This is a genomic window from Amycolatopsis sp. FU40 (assembly GCF_021903635.1).
In the GTDB taxonomy this organism is placed as follows: domain Bacteria; phylum Actinomycetota; class Actinomycetes; order Mycobacteriales; family Pseudonocardiaceae; genus Amycolatopsis; species Amycolatopsis dendrobii.
On sequence record NZ_CP091381.1, the window covers coordinates 9,019,594 to 9,036,645 of the forward strand.

Sequence of the window (17,052 nt, forward strand, 5' to 3'; positions counted from 1 at the left end):
TCGTCACAAATTCGGCGCGGGCGGGCCACTCGATTTCCGCTGCGGCGCCGGCGGCACGGGTTTGGCGGCGACCACCGCGGCCAACGGGACGACGACCAGACCGCGTTTGGTCTCGACGGTGCACGTGTCGGCGTCGCGGGCACGCAAGGGACCGAGGGCGTCGGTGAACCCGCCCTCGATCCGGTATCGCACGACCACCCGCGTGCCCAGTGGGAGTTCCGTCAGCGGAGTCACTTCGCGAGGTGCGCGTTCAGCTCGTCGTCGCTCGGTTCCACGAGGTGGCTGCCGTCCGCGAAGACGATGGTCGGGATCCGGCGAGCGCCGTCCTGCAGCTCGCGTACGCGAGCTTCGGCGGCCGGGTCGGCCTCGACGTCCACGTAGTCGTACTCGACGCCCTTCGCGTCGAGCAGCGCGCGGCTGCGTTTGACGTCCGGGCACCAGCTCGCGCCGTAGACGATCGGGTTGCTCATGACACTACCTCCGAGGGGACGACAGCGGGTTTGCCTTCGGCGGCACCGGGTTCCGGATGGCCGAGGAAGGTGAGCCAGTCGCGGAACACGCGGTGCACGGATTCCGCGCCGACGGGCTCGCCGGGTGCCGGGAACTCTCGCGGATGCAGCAGGAAGCCGCGCTGCTGCGGTCCGCCGAGCCCGCCGTGCGAGCCGACGTGCCGTTCGAACGGCGAGGACTGGTCGGAATCCGCGTCGTACCGGCTGTTGATCATGATGTCCGCGCAATGCGGGAAACTGTCGACGCGCTGGACGAGCTCGGCGGCGTACGGACCGTAGCCGGCCAGCGGGTCTTCGCCGATCACGACCCCGGTGGCCAGCCGCTTCAATCCGTCGCGGCCCAGCACTACCGGGCCGAACTCGCGGCTGCGGACCAGCAGGAACCCGACGCCGTCGTGGTCGACCAGCGTCGGCAGCAGGTCCGGGTACTCGCGTTCGATCGTCTCCAGTTCGACCCGGCCCTCGTGTTCGGTGAACGACACCATCGCCAGATGCCCGGACACGACGGCGACCACCCCGGGAGCCACCCGCGTGACCTGCCCCGGAGAGCCAGTCGCGGTGCGCGGCCGGTTCTCGGCTCCTTCCGCGCCTTCGACCCTGGCCCGCAACCGTCGCGCGATCAGGCCGCCGGTCGCGGTCGCCTCGGCGAGTGCCGCGTTGACCTGCCAGCTTTCCGCCTGCCGACGCTTTCCTTGCTCGGCAACGGGTTCGCCGCCGCAGAGCCGGCCGACGAGCGCCTCGACGGTCTCGCCGAACCGGTCGACGAACGCCTGACCCTGGGTTTGCCCGTGGTCGGACAGCCCGACGATGTGGTACTTCCGCGGCGAGAGCCGACCGGCCCGCAGCAGCCGGGCGAACTGCTGGTCGATCGACCGCAGCACCTCCAGCGTGTCGAACCGTTCGATGCCGGAGTGGTGCGCGACCTCGTCGTAGCCGAGGAAATCGGCGTACACCACCGGCCGTCCGGCGAGCATGTCGCCGATGATCGCGGACACCACGACGTCGCGCGCGATCACCGTCGTGCCCGGCCGGGCGAGCGGGTAGACGCCGCCGCGCGGGATCCGCGGCAGCACACCGGCGCGCCGCTGTTTGGCCGCCGCGGACAGTTCGCGGACGACGTCGGCGAGCGCGACACCGAACGTGCGCAACACGTTGACCGGGTTGGCGAAGTAGGCGCGATACCCAGCGCCGACCCGGCCCCGGCGCTTGCGCGGCGTGAGCACCGGCACCGAACTCATGGTCAGGCTGACGTGCGCGGCGTCGCCGGAGAACAGGTTGCCGTGGCTCGCGCCGCCGATCGACAGCAGGCCGCGGCCGTCGCTGTGCCGCCGTTCGATCTCGGCCGCGTCGGACGGATGCGCGCACGCCATGACGTGGTCGCGATCCTTTTCGTACCAGCGGAAACCGAGGATGTCGTGGTTCGAGCCGTGCAGGATCCCGCAGACGCTCGCCCCGGTCTGCGAACTCCAGTCGGTGTGCCAGCGGGTGAGCGAATGCGTGCCCTCGGACAGCCACTTGGCGAAGGTCGGCATGTCCCCGTCCCGCACGGCGCGGCGGACGGTGTCGTAACCGAGCCCGTCGATCTGCAGGAAGACCACACCGGGCGGTTGATCGGCGAAATCGGTGCGGTGCTTCGCTTTCCGGCGACGGCGAGCGGCGCGCCGGAAGAAGATCTCGTCCTCGTCGACGGCCAGCACGCTGGAGATCACCGCGCCTACCGCGGACATCGCGACGGTGATGACGACCGCCGTCGAAAAGCCGTGCAGCTCAACGCCGGGTACGGCCTGGAGAATCGCCAACGCCGCGGCGCTGAGCAGGATGTACGTGCCGACGCCGAGGGTGAAGTACGCGATCGGCCACGCCACCCGCACCACGAGCGGCCACACCACCGAGACGAGCAGGCCGAGGATCAGCGCGCACACCGTCGGCTGCCACCACGACTGCATCGTGAAGCCGTCGAGCCACGCGTCGAGCAGCCGCAACGCGCCGGTGACCGCCACCCAGACCAGCAGGACCCGCGCGACGACCCGGCCGCCGCGCAACAACCGGCCCTTCGCCGGAGCAGGTGTGCTCATCGGTGTCCTCCCGCCTGGTGGGCCGCCCGTTTCTTGGAGATCAACGTCGTCACCACGGTCACCAGCAGCACCAGGACAGTGGCGAGCAGCGTCGCGATCAACGGCGAGTCGAAGATCCCGCCGCTGAGGATGCCCAGCAACGAGTACGCCACCGCCCACAGCACACACGCCAGCAGGCCGGACGGCAGGAACTTGCGCCAGGGATAGCCGAGCGTGCCCGCGGCGAGCAGCACCGGGATGCGCCCGGCGGGCACCAGACGGCCGATCACCACGAGCTGCCAGCCGCGTCTCGCGAACTGCTCGCGGCCTTTCGCGAGGCGTTCGGCCTGCTGGCGGCGTTCCACGAAACGCAGGAGAGGTTCACTGCCGAAGCGCGGGACGGCGAAGGTGATCACGTCGCCCAGGTACGCGCCCGCTACCGCCAGCAGGATCACCAGCGGGAGCGAGAGGTGGTCGGTGGTCATCGCGACCGCGGCGGCTGCCCCGACGACCGCGCCGGTCGGGACGATCGGGATGACGGAGCCGAGCAGTACTCCGCCGAACAGCGCCGGGTAGCCGATCGCTGACGGGTCAGTCCAATTCACCCGCGCTCCTCGCGAGTGGGGAGCAGGACGTCGGAACCAGGGCGGGTGTGCAGCACCTCGGTGTCCAGGCCTTTGCAACGGACGTGGTGCGCGAAGGTGCGCGGGGGTTCCACGAGGAGCTGGCGCATCTTGGCGGTGCGATGGATGCCGGGAACGGCGAGGGTGCCCCAGTGGACCGGGACCGCCGTGCGGGCCTGGAGCAGGGCGGCGGCCTCGGCGGCTCGCTCCGGGGTGAGGTGGCCTGGGCCGAGGTTCGGGCCCCAGCCCCAGACGGGGAGGAGGGCTACGTCTACCGGGCCCAGGTCGGCCATGCCGGGGAAGAGGTCGGTGTCGCCTGCCGAGTAGAGCCGGTGGTTGTTTCCCTCCAGGAGGTGGCCTAGGGCGGGGCTCTGGGGACCGTGGGTGAGGCGCGGGCCCCAGCGATGGCCGGAATGGACTGCTTCGGTGGCGGTGATGCGGAGGTCGCCGGAGGTGATGGTTTGGCCTGGGGAGAGTTCCTCCACCTCGGTGAAGCCTCGTTTGGTCAGCCAGGAGCCCGCGCCTCGCGGGACGACGATCCTCGTGGCTTTGCCGAGGAGTTTCAGGGAGGGGAGGTGGAGGTGGTCGCCGTGGAGGTGGGAGATGAGGACGATGTCCACGGCGGTCCAGGCGGAGATGTCCGGCTTCGGTGCTACTCGGGTCAGGGGGCCGACCCAGCGGGTGAGGACTGGGTCGGTGATGGCGACCTGGCCGGCTAGTTCCACGCGGGTGGTCGCGTGGCCCAGGAAGTGAAGGTTCGGGCTGGTCACGGGTTCGAGTATTGCTGGATGTGCGGTGGGATGCTCGGTGGAGTGGTGGGGGGCACCCTTTGGGGCTGCTCGTCGCCTGGCGGCGACATCGGGCCCTTGGTGGCGTGGGGCACCCCGTTAGCTCATTGTGCTGACGGTTCGGGGGTGCTTGTCAAGGCGGGAAAGATGCCTTGACAAGCACCCCCGAACCGCAGGGCGGCTTTGTATCGGGGTTGGGGGAGGGCTGGGTGCCTCGATGGGTGGGTGCAGCGGCTGCGGTTTGTTGCGCGGCTTGGGTGTGTGGGTGCGTGAGGTGAGGCGGGGTGCGGTTAGCGCCCCAATGTGGCATTGGGTGCGTGGGATGCACCCAATGTGGCGTTCGGTGCGTCGGACGCACCCAATGCCACATTGGGGCGCATCCGGCATTCGTCAGTGCGGGGTGGAGTTGGCGGGGGCTGGGATGTGCAGGGATTTGGTGCCGAGGCCGGTTGCGGTCAGGCGGAGGCGGGGTTTCGCGTCGATCGGGACGTATGGGGTGCCGGTGCAGCCTGGGTGTTCCATGGCTTTGGCGGCCGGGGGTTTTGTCGGCTCGCTCGGTTCGGCGGTGACCGGTACGTCGCGGACTCGGTCTAGTTCCTCGTCCGTGTACCGGGCGCTTTCGTGGTGCCAGTTCGCGATGCCGGTCATCAGGTTCTTCAGCAGGTCCGCGTAGCCGGTGAGCGTGTCGCGTGCTTCCGCGTCCAGGCCGTAGTCGGCGAAGAGGCCGGGCAGGCCTACGTCTGCTGCGTGGCGGAACTCGGCGAGTCGTGCTTCTGCCAGGTCGGCGACGATGCGGATGGCTCGGTCTTGCCCGACGTCCAGGAAGGACCGCACCACCAGCACTGCGTTGTGCAGGCCGCCTTCGTACTCGATTTCCTTGCGGTAGGAGAACAAATCGTTGATCAGCCAAGCGTAGTCGGCGGCGGAGTCTTCCAGTGCTTCGATGACTCGGTTCCGGTGGATTTCCTTAGGCACGGTGCGGCTGTTGGTCAGCCTGCTGATGCTGGTCACCAGGTCGGAGCCGAAGGTGCGGCGGCGCATTTCGACGTAATCGATGGGGTCGGGTATGCGGTTTTGGACCTGGCCGGCCACTTCCCACACCCAGGCGTCGATCATCGACTCGACCGTCGCGCGGAAGGCTTCGCGTTCGGCGGGGCTCAGCGGGCCGGTGGTGCGTTGCCACAGGTCCGCCAAGCCGGTTTCCAGCGCGGTTTGCGGTGGGGGCGGAGGTTCTCCGTCGGTGGGCATGAAGAGTTTGAGGCGTTCGGTGGTCAGCCTGGCGGCGGGCAGGTCGTGGGCGAGGACCTCCGCGTAGTAGTCGTCGGCGTAGGTGCCCCAGGTGAGCCAGTCGTTGGTGAGGGACACCTGCTCCGCAGGCGCGTCGGGGCAGAGGCCCGCGGTGGCCAGCGGCACGTCGGACGCGCGCAGGCGGACGATGTCCCAGATTCCCTCGGACAGGATGCCCATCCGGCGAGGCCAATCGGCGATTTTCTTGCGTTCCGCGGCTAGCTGCGGGCTGAGTCGCAAGGGGAAAGGCAAGGGCAGGGAGGGCAGAGTGACTGGGCCAAGCTGTTCGTGCGGTTGGTGCGTGAAAGCCCGTGTGCGTTGCGGGGCGGTAGTGGCGATGGAGCGGAAGATTCGGGCGGCGGAGGTGCCGAGGCCGGACGGGCCGCCGAGCAATTCCGGGCCGCCGCGGGCGTCCAGGGCGCCTTTGTTCATGTAGCGGCTGGAGCGCAGGTGCCATTCGTGTCCGCCGGATTGCCAGTCTTGCAGGCCTTTGACGTAGGCGAAGGTTTCGGCTCGTCCGGGTAGTTGCACGCCGTGTTCGTCGAATAGGGCGGGAACTTCGGTCAGGGCGGTGTGTTCGAATTGATGCAGGCGCGACGTCAGCAAGTCGTTTACCGCGTCCGCGGCCTCTTGGGTGGTGCAGCTCAGGAACTTTTCGAAGACCAGAACACTATTGGACAGTTCGCCTTCGTCCTCGACTTCGCGCTGGTAGGAGAAGAGGTCGTTGCGGAGGTGCACGGCGTCGGCGAAGCAGTCGCGGAGGACTTCCATGGGGCGTTTCGCCGCGATTTCGTCGGGCACCTCGGCGTTCAGGGAGTGTTCGATCAGGTTCGCGGACCAGGGTGCGCCGCCGACCTTGCGGCGCATGGCGACGTATTCGATGGGGTTCGCGACGCGGTTTTCGTTGATGTTGGCCAGTTCCCAGAGAGATTCGTCGAGGAGGTTGCGGGTGCTTTCGCGGAAGCGTCGCCGCCAGGCCGCTGACCGGTGCGGGACGGTGCGGTTCCACAGGTCGGTCAGGCCGCGTTCGACGGGGTTTTCCGGGGTTTCGGTGATTTCGCCTTCGGCGGGCATGAAACGCGCGATCCGGTCGAGGTAATCGCGTGCGTGTTCGATGTCGCCGGTGCGTTTGAACAGTTCCAGGAAGTGGTCGTCGAAGTAGAATACCCAGACGTACCAGTCCGTGACGAGGTCGAGTTCCCGCGGGGCGGCGTCGGGATGGGTGTAGGAGCACAACAGGGCGTAATCGTGGGAGTCGAGGTCGTGCTCGTTCCAGATGACGGTGCCGTGCTGGGGCACGTCGACCATGTCCATCGTGTACGCCCATGCCTTGCTGTGCTTCCGCGCGCCGTCCAGGTGCGGGTTCAGCCGGGCCGGGTACGACAGATAGAACTCGGGCAGGACGAACGGCTGCACGCGGGCTCCCCTCGCGGTCGCGGGTACCGACACCACGAGGCAAACAGACCGCACCGGCGCGGCGGAAGGCCCGCGCGGGCACGCCACTCCCGCGGTCGTGGCGCATCGCTCATGCGGCCGAGGGCGAGGGCTGTTTTGATGGGCGCTGAGTACATCCGCGTCGCTCGATGGTGGAGATCGAGGCGCCGACCAACGAGGAGCCGAAGATGAGCGAGGAAGAGCCCCGGGTCTCCCGCAACGACAGCGAAAACCGCTACGAAGTGTATGCGGACGGCAAACTCGCCGGCTTCGCCGAGTTCACGCCGAAGGACGCCGAAACCGTTTTCACGCACACGGAAATCGGCGACGAGTTCGGCGGTCGCGGGCTCGGCAAGGTGCTGGCGAAGGCCGCGCTGGACGACGTCGTCGCGCGGGGCGGCGTGATCGTTCCGGTGTGCCCGTTCATCGCCGGGTACCTGCGCAAGAACGAGGGCTACGCCGGGCACGTCCGCTGGCCAGGAGAGCACTGACGCAGGTCAGCAGCGCCGTTCGGGGTATTCCAGGTGGCCCGAACGGCGCAGCGGTGTCCGATTGGTCCGCATTTTTTGGTTATTAACCAACCTTCGTCGGTTTCGCGTTGGTTGCCGGGCAACAAAAGTGTGGGGCGTCCCACCGGTCGGTTTCAGCCCACCTGGAGGAAGATCCATGACTTCCCGGAAGACGCTCGTCGCGGGATTCACCGCACTGTCGGCCGCGGCCTTGACCGCGGGCATGTGCGTGAACGCCGCCTCGGCAAGCCCGATGGCGTTCGCCCAGATGCAGGCACAGGCGATCACCCAGGCGACGCAGGTCGCCGACACGCTCGGCGCCGGAAACGGCGGCATCTACCTCGAACGCGGCAAGGCGGTGCTGAACGTCACCGACGCCGCGGCGCAGGAGAAGGCCGAGGCCGCGGGCTTCGCGACGAAGCTCGTCAAGCACAGCTTCACCGCGCTCACCGGCGCGAAGAACCAGATGGACACAGTCAAGAACGTGCCGCAGACGTCGTGGGGCATCGACACCAAGACCAACCAGGTCGTGGTGAAGATCTACGACTCGGCGTCCCAGGCCACGAAGGACAAGGTCGCGGCGGCCGCGGCGAAGCTGGGCGACGCGGCGCGCGTCGAGCACCGCTCCGGCAAGCTGTCCACCTATATCGCGGACGGCGACTCGATCAACAACGGCCAGTTCACCTGCTCGCTCGGCTTCAACGTGACCAAGGGCGGCCAGCCGTACATGCTGACCGCGGGCCACTGCACCAACGAGGGCGGCACCTGGTCCGGCGGCGACGTTTCCGGAGCCCAGGTCGTCGAAAGCGACTGCCCCGGAGCCGACTCCGGCCTGCTGACCCGCCCGAACGGCACCGGTGACGGCGCGATCAACACCGGCCAGAAGATCAGCAGCGCGGGCACTCCGACCGTCGGCGAGCAGATCCAGAAGATGGGCCAGACGACCGGCGGCGGCAGCGGCGAGGTCACCTCGGTGGACGAGTCGGTCAACTTCGACGTCGGCGTCCTGAACCACGAGTTCGGCACCACCGCCCACACCGACCACGGCGACTCGGGCGGCCCGGCGTACGACGGCGAGAAGGGCCTCGGCACCCTCTCCGGCGGTGACACCCAGACCAGCTACTTCTACCCGCTGACCCTGGAACTGCAGTCCTACGGCCTCGAGCTCGCCTGAGGCTTTCAGCTCCACGGCCCGCCGTCCCGCTTTCGGGGCGGCGGGCTTCTTCGCGCGGCGGTTCTTGTCGTACCCGGGGCTTAGAGTTCCCCGCATGAAGCCGAACCCGGCCCGAGACCTCTGGACAGCCATAGAACCCCTCCACGCAGTCGTCTACTTCGCCCCGGAACCCGCCGCGGCGGCGAAGGACGTCGGCCTGCGCGGCTGGTGGATGGGCTACTTCGCGGGCCGGGCGGCGCCACTCGGCCCGATCGGACCGGAACCGGTCACGTCGATGTTCTTCGGGTTCGCGCCGCGGATGGTCGAGCGAGCGCTGCCGGACGCGTGGACGTTCGCTTCTCCCGCCGACGTGCTGCGCACCCGGGTGGAAGCGGTCGAAGCGGCACTGACGCGGCTGCTCGGTCCGGACACTGTGGACGAACTGGTGACGCTGCTGGAACAAGCCGTCGCAGCCTGCCGATTCGACGCCCGTCCGCTCGCCGCGGCCTGGTCCGCGGTGCCTCGTCCCGACCGGCCGCTGGCCCGGTTGTGGCTGGCGACTGCTGTCCTGCGCGAACATCGCGGTGACGGCCACGTCCTGGCCGCCGTCGCCTCCGGGCTGAGCGGGCTGGAAACCACCCTTACGCACATCGCCACCGGAGCCACCGGTCGCGAGCAAGTCCAGCGCGCCCGAGGGTGGACTGACGAAGAATGGTCTGAGGCAACGGAAAAACTGGTCGAGCACGGCCTGCTCGACGCTGGCGGATTGACCCCAGCAGGCGCGGAAGTCCGCCGCACCATCGAAGAAACCACCGACCGGCTGGCCGCCGCCCCGCTCGACGCACTGGGCCCGGCAGGCGTCGACCGGGTGCTGGAACTGGCAGTCCCGCTCAGCCGGCGGATCATCGACAGGGGAGGTGTTCCCATCCCCAATCCGATGGGCGCGAAACGTCCCTGAGCACGATGTCGATTCCCCGGTTCCCCGCTCGACGCACTGGTGACAGGCACGAGAAGGGAGCCCGGAAGATGCTGCTCGAAGGCAAAAACGCGGTCGTGTACGGCGCCGGCGGAGGAATCGGCGGCGCGTTCGCTCGAGCGTTCGCCGAGGAAGGCGCGCGAGTCTTCCTCGCCGGACGCACCCGCGAGAAGCTGGACCGAGTCGCCGACGACATCCGCGCTGCTGGCGGCACCGCCGACGTCGCCGTAGTCGACGCGCTCGACGAGAAGTCCGTCGACGCCCATGCCGACGCGGTCGTCGAAGCCGCGGGCAGTCTCGACATCTCGGTGAACGTGATCAGCCACGGCGACGTCCAGGGGACCCCCATGGTCGAGATGTCGTTGGCCGACTACGAACAACCGGTGGTCAACGGCGTGCGCACCACATTCCTCACCATGCGTGCAGCGGGCCGGCACATGAAACGCCAAGGCAACGGCGTCGTCCTCCTCTTCGGCGGCGACGGCGACCCGGTGCGCAACCACGCGGTCGGCGGCCTGCAAGTGGGCTTCTCCGCGCTGGAAGCGATGCGCCGGCAACTCGCCGCCGAACTCGGCCGGTACGGCGTGCGCACCGTGACCCTCCGGACCGGCGGTGTCCCGGAAACGCTCCCCGCGGATTTCCCCGGAGCCGAGGAACTCACCGCGGAACTCGCCGAGCCGACCATGCTCGGCCGCACCGCGACGCTGGCCGATGTCGGTGCGGTAGCGGCGTTTGTCGCGTCCGACCGAGCCCGCACGATGACCGCCGCGACGGTGAACGTCAGCTGTGGCGCGCTGGTGGACTAGGCGGACGAGTACAAACGCGACAGACGGAGACGACGGACCTCGGCCCGGGAGGGCGGGTGCTGCGGATTCGGCCGAATGCGAAGGCTCGGTCTTGAACAGCATCCAGGCGCCCGCCCCTGTCGCCGCGCCACGAACCACGAGCTACTGCGGTACGAGAACCAGTTGCCGCAGCGCGGCGACTCCGGGCTACCTCTTGGCGCGGGCGGAGATCTGCTGGACTGACCAGCTGTTGCCGTCGGGATCGGCGAAGTGGATGAACCCGATGTTGTCGAGGTCTTCCAGCGCCCCGGTGCCCGGATCCGAGCCGTAGACCTGGAGCTCGCCGACGTCGACGCCGCGTTCGACCAGTTCCTCGCGGGCCTTCCGCACATCGGCGACGACCAGTTGCAGACCCTTCAGCGACCCCGGCGGCATGTCCGGGACCATGCCCTTGCCCAGGACGATCGAACAGCCCGATCCCGGCGGCGTCAGCTGCACGAGGCGCTGGCCCGGTCCCGGGTTGATGTCGTGGTCGAGGTGGAAGCCGACCTGGTCCACGTAGAACGCTTTCGCCCGGTCCACATCGGTGACCGGGACGACGACGACCTCGAGAGTCCAGTCCATGAGACGAGTTCTAGCGGGGGCCCGAGCAGGCGGTCAAGCGCTCGCCAGCTCCACCCGGTTCCGGCCTGCCTGCTTGGCCCGGTAGAGCGCGGCGTCGGCGGCCACCAGCACGTCGTCGACGCTGGAGAGGTGCTTCGCCGGGTACAGCGCGCAGCCGATCGAGACGGTCAGGTCGCTGATCACCGAATCCTGATCCGGCAGCGCGACGACCACCTGCGGGATCCGCCGCCGGATGCGGTCGGCGATGTGGCCGAGGTGCTCGGCGCTCGGGATGTCCGGCAGCGCGATCGCGAACTCCTCGCCGCCCCAGCGGCCGCACACGTCCTGCTCGCGGACTTCGTCGCGCAGCGACAGCGCGATCTCGCGCAGCACCAGGTCGCCGGTGGGGTGGCCGTAGGTGTCGTTGATCGCCTTGAAATGGTCGAGGTCGAGCAGCAGCACGCCGACGCTGTCCTGGTTCGCCCGCGCGCGTTCGAGGTAGCGCTCGGCGACCGTGCGCCACCAGCGTTTGGTGGCCAGCCCGGTGGTGACGTCGGTGCGCGCGTCGCGCTGGAACTGGGTGAGCAGCAGCCCGCGGTGCAGTGCCACGAGCGCGATCACGACGCCCGCCAGGATCAGCGGGTTGGCGAGCAGCAGGAGCGCCGCGGTGACCAGGCCGAGGCCGATCGCGCCCGCTTCGAGAAGCTGGTCGCCGAAGCCGGAGAACAGGTCGGCGAACGACCGCGGCGGGCTCGACAGCGCGATCGCGACCATGACGAGCGCGGTGTTGATCGCCCAGCGCAGTCCGGCGGCGAGCACGAAGACGATCAGGTCGACCAGGCCGGGCCCGAAGCCGTCGGCGAGCACCCCGGGGTATTCGTGCATCCCGAGCGCGAGTACCGCGACGGCGGCTTGCGTTCCGCACAGGACGGACGCGCAGGAGAAGATCCAGCGGTGCGGCAGAACCGGCCGTTCACGCGGCCAGATCCGCCACCACGCGACGGCGTAGGTGAGCACGACCATCGCCGAGGCGAGGATCGCGGGCAACGCCACCACGGCGGCGATGCTCCACACGGCCTTGGTGTCGACGTACGCGACTGTGGGCGCGCGGCTGTATTCGCGCTGCCGTTCGATGTGCCGGGTCGCCTCGATCGCCAGCGCCGCGCACACGGCGAGAACCCCAAAGCGGATCAGGTCGATCTGACGCACTGGCGCGAGCCACGCGGTGGCGAGGGTGGTGCCCACTGCCACGACGTTCACCAGCAGCACGTACATGCGGACGTGAGAGGGCAACCGCCATAGGCGCCAGCCTGTGAACCACCCGGCAACTCGTCCGCGCACTCTTCACCTCACCCGATTGGCTTCTACGGTAAACGACGAGGCGCGTTGTGTGCTGCCTGTCGTCCGGACTCTGGGAAGCACCGGGGCGATTTCGCCCGGACAGCCCAGCGCCAGACGGCCGGCGAGGGGAGGTGGCCACTGTGAGTAGCGGCCGACTGCTCCGAATCCGGGCCGGACCAGGGGATCCACGAGGGTCCCTTTTGGACCCCCATGGCCACTTTCGGTGACCAGCCTACCGGCGATGACGTGCGAAAACCGCCGAAGGCGCGACTCTGAAACGGAGGTGACGACAGTGCGCGACAACAACTGGACGGCTCTTCGGTGACCTCGGTCTCCCTCACGGTCTCGACTCGAGGTCGAGACTTCGGTCTTCGCAGATGAGAGGAGGTGCCCACAGTGCGGGACAACAACTGGTGAATGGCGCCGAGCAGGGAATCCGGGATGCGGAAAGGAGGCGGCGAGATGCGCGACAACAACTGGACCCGCTGAGGACCGTCGGCCGATCGGAGTCGTTCGAAAAGGAGGTGGCCGCGGTGCGTGACAACAACTGGGCCCGCTGAAACGGCTGAAACCACGGAACGAAATGCAGTCGGAGGAGGTGAACAACTGCCATGCGCGACAACAACTGGACTCGCTGAACCTGCTGATCGCCGACCGTCGATTCGGGAAGGAGCTGCCGTCGTGCGCGACAACAACTGGAACCGCTGAAGCCCGCTGGCTGATCGCTGAGGAGGAAGGAGAGCGCTGTGCGTGACAACAACTGGACTCGGTGAGTTCCGCTGATTACTGGCCGTCGAGCTGCGAAGGGAGTCGCCGCGATGCGCGACAACAACTGGACCCGCTGAGCCCCGCGATCACTGACCGCCGACATCGCGAAAGGAGTCGTTGCAGTGCGCGACAACAACTGGGCTCGCTGAGCCTCGCCGATCGCCGACCGCCGAGCCATGAAGGGAGTCGCCGCGATGCGCGACAACAACTGGACCCACTGAACCCCGGCAACCACCGCCCGTCGAGCCACGAAAGGAACCGTCCCGTGCGCGACAACAACTGGACCCGCTGAGCCCGCTGACCACCGCCCGCCAACTCGTGAAGGGAGCCGCTGCCGCGATGCGTGACAACAACTGGGCTCGCTGAGTCCCGCCGATCACCGCCCGTCGAGCCGTGAAAGGAGCTGCCGCGATGCGTGACAACAACTGGACCCGCTGAGCCCCGCCAACCACCGCACATCAAGCCGCGAAGGGAACGCCGCCATGCGTGACAACAACTGGGCTCGCTGAGCCCCGCCGTCCATCACCCACCGAGCCATGAAGGGAGCCCCGCCATGCGTGACAACAACTGGACCCGCTGACCGACCCCCAGCCCGCCCCACGAGGAGGTGAGAGGGCATGCGTGACAACAACTGGACGTGACCGAAGCCAGTCCCGCGGCGCACCCGTCCCGCGGATTACGGCGCGGGAGGTGGGGTGGCCCCGTCGAGGGGAGTTCGGCGGGGCCGCACCTCGCGGTCGGCTCGCACCGCCCGCGCCCATGCGGTCCCGGCCACCGCGGCGCACCCTGCCCCGGCTACGGCGGCGATCGCGACCACCGTCGTCGGCGCGAAGGCCAGCGCCAGCGCGCCCGCGGCCGCGATCGTCAGGCCCTGCGCCGCTCGCAACGCCGCGATCGCGACCCCGATCACCTGGCCGCGTTGTTCCGGCGGCGCGGCGAGGCTGTACTGCACCTGGGTGATCAAGTCGTGCGCGGAGAACATCCCGGACACTGTCCAGACCACGACGACCACCGGCAACGCGGGCGTCCAGCCGGTCGGCAGCAGCACGAGGCTGCTCGCCACCGCGAGCGGACCCAGCCACCGCACCTGCCGCGCTCGCGGCAACCGGCTGATCAGCAACGCGCCGAGCAGCGTCCCGACCGGGTTCGCCACCAGCAGCCAGCCGAGCACGCCCGTGCCGCCGAGTTGCGCGGCCACTGGCACCGCCAAACCCTCCGGCACGACGTAAAACCCGCAGCAGCACGCGATCGCCAGCAGCGACCGCAGTTTCCGGTCCCGCGCGACCAATCGGCACCCGGCCTTCAACGACGCCCACTGCGGCGCGTGTTCGGTCGCCTTCGAGACCGGGTACGGCCGCAAACCCCAGCGCAGCGCGGCTGCCGACACCGCGAACGTCACCGCGTCCGCCCACAGCGCGCCCGAAACCCCGAGCCACGCGACCACCGCGGCACCCGCGCCGAAGCCGATCACCAGCGCCGCCTGGTACGTCGAGGAGAGAATCGCTTGTCCGGTCGCCAGTTTCTCCTCGCCCAGCATGTCCGGAAGGACCGCTTGCCGAGCCGCCTGAAACGGGCCTGCCGCGAGTTGCACGATCACGAGCAGTCCCGCGGCGACCGGCCAAGGCATGCCGGGAATCGCCATCAACGCGACCAGCAGTGCGCGCACGACATCGGCGACCACGAGCACGGTGCGGCGCGGGAACCGGTCGGCGAGCCCGCCGAGTGCACCACCGAGCAGGTCCGGCAAATAGGTGAGCGCATACGTCCCAGCGGCCCAGCCCGCGGAGGCCGTTCGGTTGAACACCAACACAGTCAGCGCGACTCGTGCTAGTTGGTCACCTGCCACCGACAGCACGTGCGCGAGCCAAAGCGCACGAAATTCGCCTATCCGGAACATGCTCCGGAAAGACGGCGCTGTCGTGGTCATGTGCTCACCCTGTCGTGACTCGGCCACCCGGAGCAACCCGGGCCTGGCGCGGGTGGGTCGCGGATCCGGCTCCGGCCGTCCGTGGAAAACTGGGTGATCGCCGTCCGTGGATGATGTCGCACCGAAGGGTTTTCCGTTGACCGAGGAGAGCCGGCAGGTCGCCGGTCGCTACGAGCTCGTCGAACTGATCGGCAGCGGCGCGATGGGGATGGTCTGGCGCGGGGAGGACAAGATCCTCGGCCGCGTCGTCGCGGTGAAGGAACTCCTCATGCCCGTGAACCAGGGCGAGGACAAGGTCGAGGAAGCCCGCAACCGCGCCATGCGCGAGGCCCGCATCGCCGCCCGGCTGCAGCATCCGAACGCCATCTCGGTGTTCAACGTGGTCGAGCACGAGGACCGGCCATGGCTGATCATGGAGTACCTGCCCTCGCGCAGCCTCGCGGTGAAACTGCGCGAGGACGGCCCGCTGACCGTCGACGAGGCGATCCCGTTCGCGGTGCAGCTGGCCGGCGTGCTCGCCGCCGCGCACCGGGCGGGCATCGTGCACCGCGACGTCAAACCGGGCAACGTCCTGCTCGGCGACGACGGCAGCACGGTCAAGGTGACCGACTTCGGCATTTCGCGCGCGGTCGGCGACGTCACGCTCACCGCGACCGGCGAAATCTCCGGCACGCCCGCGTTCCTCGCGCCCGAGGTCGCCCGCGGCGAGGAGGCGACGTTCGCCTCCGACGTGTTCGCCCTCGGCGCGACGCTGTACATGGCGGTGGAGGGCGATCCGCCGTTCGGTACCGCGGACAACGCGATCGCCTTGCTGTACCGGGTTTCCAGCGGTTCGATCAACCCGCCGAAGCAGGCCGGGAAGCTGGAGCCGCTGCTGCTGAAGCTGCTGGAGCTCAAACCGGAGGACCGGCCGTCGATGGCCGAGGTCGTCACGGAACTGCGCGAACTCGACGGCGGCGTCACCCCGGTCGCGACCGTCCCGGAACCGCCGACGCTGCCGGAAGCCAAACCGCCGGTCGTGCCCACGACGGTCGCGGTTCCGGCCGCGGGTGCCCCCGCCGCGCCGCCCGCGGGCTCGGACCGAAGACGCCGCGGGATGATCTTCGCCGGGGCGGGCGCGCTGCTCGTCGTGATCGCCGTGATCGTCACCGTCGTCCTCACCCGCAACCACGGGGAGGAAAACCCGGCCGCGAACCCGCCGCCTGCTTCTGGAACTTCCGCACCTTCCAGCGCTCCGGCGACTTCATCCGCGTCGCAGCCTTCGCCGTCGACGCAGCCGTCCGCTCCGTCTTCGTCGAGTGCTCCTCCGTCTTCCAGTTCCGCGGCGAACTCTCCGGAGGCGATGGCTTCCGCGCTGCGCGCTTACTTCTCGTACCTGCCGGGCAATCTGGAAGCCGGCTGGGCGATGATCAGCGACAAGTTCCGCGCCGCGCACAAAAATCAGACTTTCGACGAGTACAAGGCGTGGTGGAGCCGGTTCAGTTCGGTGACCGCGAACGATGTGAAGGTCACCGGCGAGAACACGCTCACCGCGGTGATCACCTATCACCGCGCCGGCGGCAGCCCGACGACCGAGACGCACCGCTACACAATGTCGCAGCGCAACGGCACCTGGCAGATCGACGTGGAGAGCTAGCTCTCGAGCAGCAGCGCGATCGCGGCGGCGGTGTCGCGGTCCGGGCCGACTCGCACGGTGCGCAATCCGGCGGACCGTGCGGGTTCGACGTCCTCGCCGACGAGCCAGGCGTCGTCCAGGGTGGTTTCGCAGCGTTCGGCGGCGAGCGCGAACAGCTTCGGGTCCGATGTGGACAGTCCGTCCGGCCCGGCGAGCACCCAGCCGTCCACGAGCCCGGCGATTCCGGTGCACAGCAGCGTGGACAGCTGCGGTTCGCCCTCGCCGAGGACGCCGATCCGCCAGCCCGCCGCGCGCAGCCGGGGCAACCCGGACAGCACGCCGGGCGCGGCCGGGACGAGTGCGGGATGGCGTTCGCGGTAGGCGTCTTCGAGCTCGGGTTCTTGCAGGTCGAAGCGCTCGCGGAGGTTCTTGAAGAAAGCTGCCCGGTCGGCGCGCCCGCGGTCGTCGGCGGCGATGAGCCACGCGGCGTCCGCGTCGGCGAGCCGGTGCTCCGCGCAGAACTCCCACACCCAGCGGCGGAATCCCTCCGCGCGATCGACGAGCGTGGTGTCGAGGTCGAACAGGGCGAGCCGCACGGGGGAGAGATTAGCGTGTTCCGTTCGGGCTCCGGGAGATTTTTCTACTCCGTTCGAGTGAACAGATCGCGGTTTTTGTCGGTG

Annotated in this window: 16 protein-coding genes; 6 read left to right on the plus strand and 10 right to left on the minus strand. The window is 68.9% G+C overall.

The features are described from left to right. Positions 1-3 precede the first annotated feature (3 nt). The 6 genes from L3Q65_RS42790 to L3Q65_RS42815 all read right to left on the minus strand — a co-directional run bounded on the left by L3Q65_RS42790 (position 4) and on the right by L3Q65_RS42815 (position 6,677). Entirely contained in the window at positions 4-234 is a 231-nt protein-coding gene (locus L3Q65_RS42790; protein ID WP_182892554.1) for a ferrous iron transport protein A, read from the minus strand. After that, positions 231-470, minus strand: coding sequence for a glutaredoxin domain-containing protein (locus L3Q65_RS42795; RefSeq protein WP_182892553.1), 240 nt, complete (start codon positions 468-470; stop codon positions 231-233). Before L3Q65_RS42795 ends, L3Q65_RS42790 begins: the two co-directional genes overlap by 4 nt. Then, a complete protein-coding gene (locus L3Q65_RS42800; RefSeq protein ID WP_182892552.1) occupies positions 467-2,584 on the minus strand; it encodes a phage holin family protein in 2,118 nt (705 codons plus the stop codon). Before L3Q65_RS42800 ends, L3Q65_RS42795 begins: the two co-directional genes overlap by 4 nt. Continuing rightward, positions 2,581-3,168: a DedA family protein gene (locus L3Q65_RS42805; protein WP_182892551.1), complete on the minus strand. Its 588-nt coding sequence runs from the start codon at positions 3,166-3,168 to the stop codon at positions 2,581-2,583. The genes L3Q65_RS42800 and L3Q65_RS42805 overlap by 4 nt, the downstream gene beginning before the upstream one ends. Then, positions 3,165-3,956: an MBL fold metallo-hydrolase gene (locus tag L3Q65_RS42810; protein WP_237598162.1), complete on the minus strand. Its 792-nt coding sequence runs from the start codon at positions 3,954-3,956 to the stop codon at positions 3,165-3,167. The genes L3Q65_RS42805 and L3Q65_RS42810 overlap by 4 nt, the downstream gene beginning before the upstream one ends. A gap of 408 nt (positions 3,957-4,364) precedes the next feature. Continuing rightward, positions 4,365-6,677, minus strand: a complete 2,313-nt coding sequence (locus L3Q65_RS42815) for a germacradienol/geosmin synthase (RefSeq protein ID WP_237598163.1) — start codon at positions 6,675-6,677, stop codon at positions 4,365-4,367. Between the two features lie 206 nt (positions 6,678-6,883). Between L3Q65_RS42815 and L3Q65_RS42820 the strand changes: the two genes are divergently transcribed. The 4 genes from L3Q65_RS42820 (at position 6,884) to L3Q65_RS42835 (ending at position 10,139) form a co-directional block, all read left to right on the plus strand. Next, entirely contained in the window at positions 6,884-7,186 is a 303-nt protein-coding gene (locus tag L3Q65_RS42820) for a GNAT family N-acetyltransferase (RefSeq protein WP_237598164.1), read from the plus strand. A 175-nt stretch (positions 7,187-7,361) separates the two neighbouring features. Beyond that, positions 7,362-8,378: a S1 family peptidase gene (locus L3Q65_RS42825; RefSeq protein WP_182892547.1), complete on the plus strand. Its 1,017-nt coding sequence runs from the start codon at positions 7,362-7,364 to the stop codon at positions 8,376-8,378. A gap of 94 nt (positions 8,379-8,472) precedes the next feature. Beyond that, a complete protein-coding gene (locus tag L3Q65_RS42830; RefSeq protein WP_237598165.1) occupies positions 8,473-9,315 on the plus strand; it encodes a hypothetical protein in 843 nt (280 codons plus the stop codon). Positions 9,316-9,383: 68 nt separating this feature from the next. Further along, positions 9,384-10,139: an SDR family NAD(P)-dependent oxidoreductase gene (locus L3Q65_RS42835; protein WP_237598166.1), complete on the plus strand. Its 756-nt coding sequence runs from the start codon at positions 9,384-9,386 to the stop codon at positions 10,137-10,139. 186 nt (positions 10,140-10,325) lie between these two features. Here the strand turns inward: L3Q65_RS42835 and L3Q65_RS42840 are convergent, their stop codons facing one another. Together L3Q65_RS42840 and L3Q65_RS42845 are read right to left on the minus strand one after the other, a co-directional pair. Next, entirely contained in the window at positions 10,326-10,742 is a 417-nt protein-coding gene (locus L3Q65_RS42840) for a VOC family protein (RefSeq protein ID WP_182892544.1), read from the minus strand. Between the two features lie 33 nt (positions 10,743-10,775). Next, complete coding sequence (locus L3Q65_RS42845; RefSeq protein WP_182892543.1) at positions 10,776-12,062, minus strand: diguanylate cyclase; 1,287 nt, start codon at positions 12,060-12,062, stop codon at positions 10,776-10,778. A 583-nt stretch (positions 12,063-12,645) separates the two neighbouring features. On the opposite strand from L3Q65_RS42845, the gene L3Q65_RS42850 reads away from it, so the two are divergent. After that, positions 12,646-12,816 (plus strand): hypothetical protein, encoded by a 171-nt coding sequence (locus L3Q65_RS42850; protein ID WP_182892542.1) that lies wholly within the window; start codon positions 12,646-12,648, stop codon positions 12,814-12,816. A gap of 690 nt (positions 12,817-13,506) precedes the next feature. Here the strand turns inward: L3Q65_RS42850 and L3Q65_RS42855 are convergent. After that, complete coding sequence (locus tag L3Q65_RS42855) at positions 13,507-14,757, minus strand: MFS transporter (RefSeq protein WP_182892541.1); 1,251 nt, start codon at positions 14,755-14,757, stop codon at positions 13,507-13,509. A gap of 136 nt (positions 14,758-14,893) precedes the next feature. Between L3Q65_RS42855 and L3Q65_RS42860 the strand changes: the two genes are divergently transcribed. Next, complete coding sequence (locus L3Q65_RS42860) at positions 14,894-16,393, plus strand: serine/threonine-protein kinase (protein ID WP_182892540.1); 1,500 nt, start codon at positions 14,894-14,896, stop codon at positions 16,391-16,393. Here the strand turns inward: L3Q65_RS42860 and L3Q65_RS42865 are convergent. Beyond that, positions 16,390-16,968, minus strand: a complete 579-nt coding sequence (locus tag L3Q65_RS42865) for an HAD family hydrolase (RefSeq protein ID WP_237598167.1) — start codon at positions 16,966-16,968, stop codon at positions 16,390-16,392. The two genes, L3Q65_RS42860 and L3Q65_RS42865, sit on opposite strands and share 4 nt — an antisense overlap. Between the last annotated feature and the right edge of the window lie 84 nt (positions 16,969-17,052).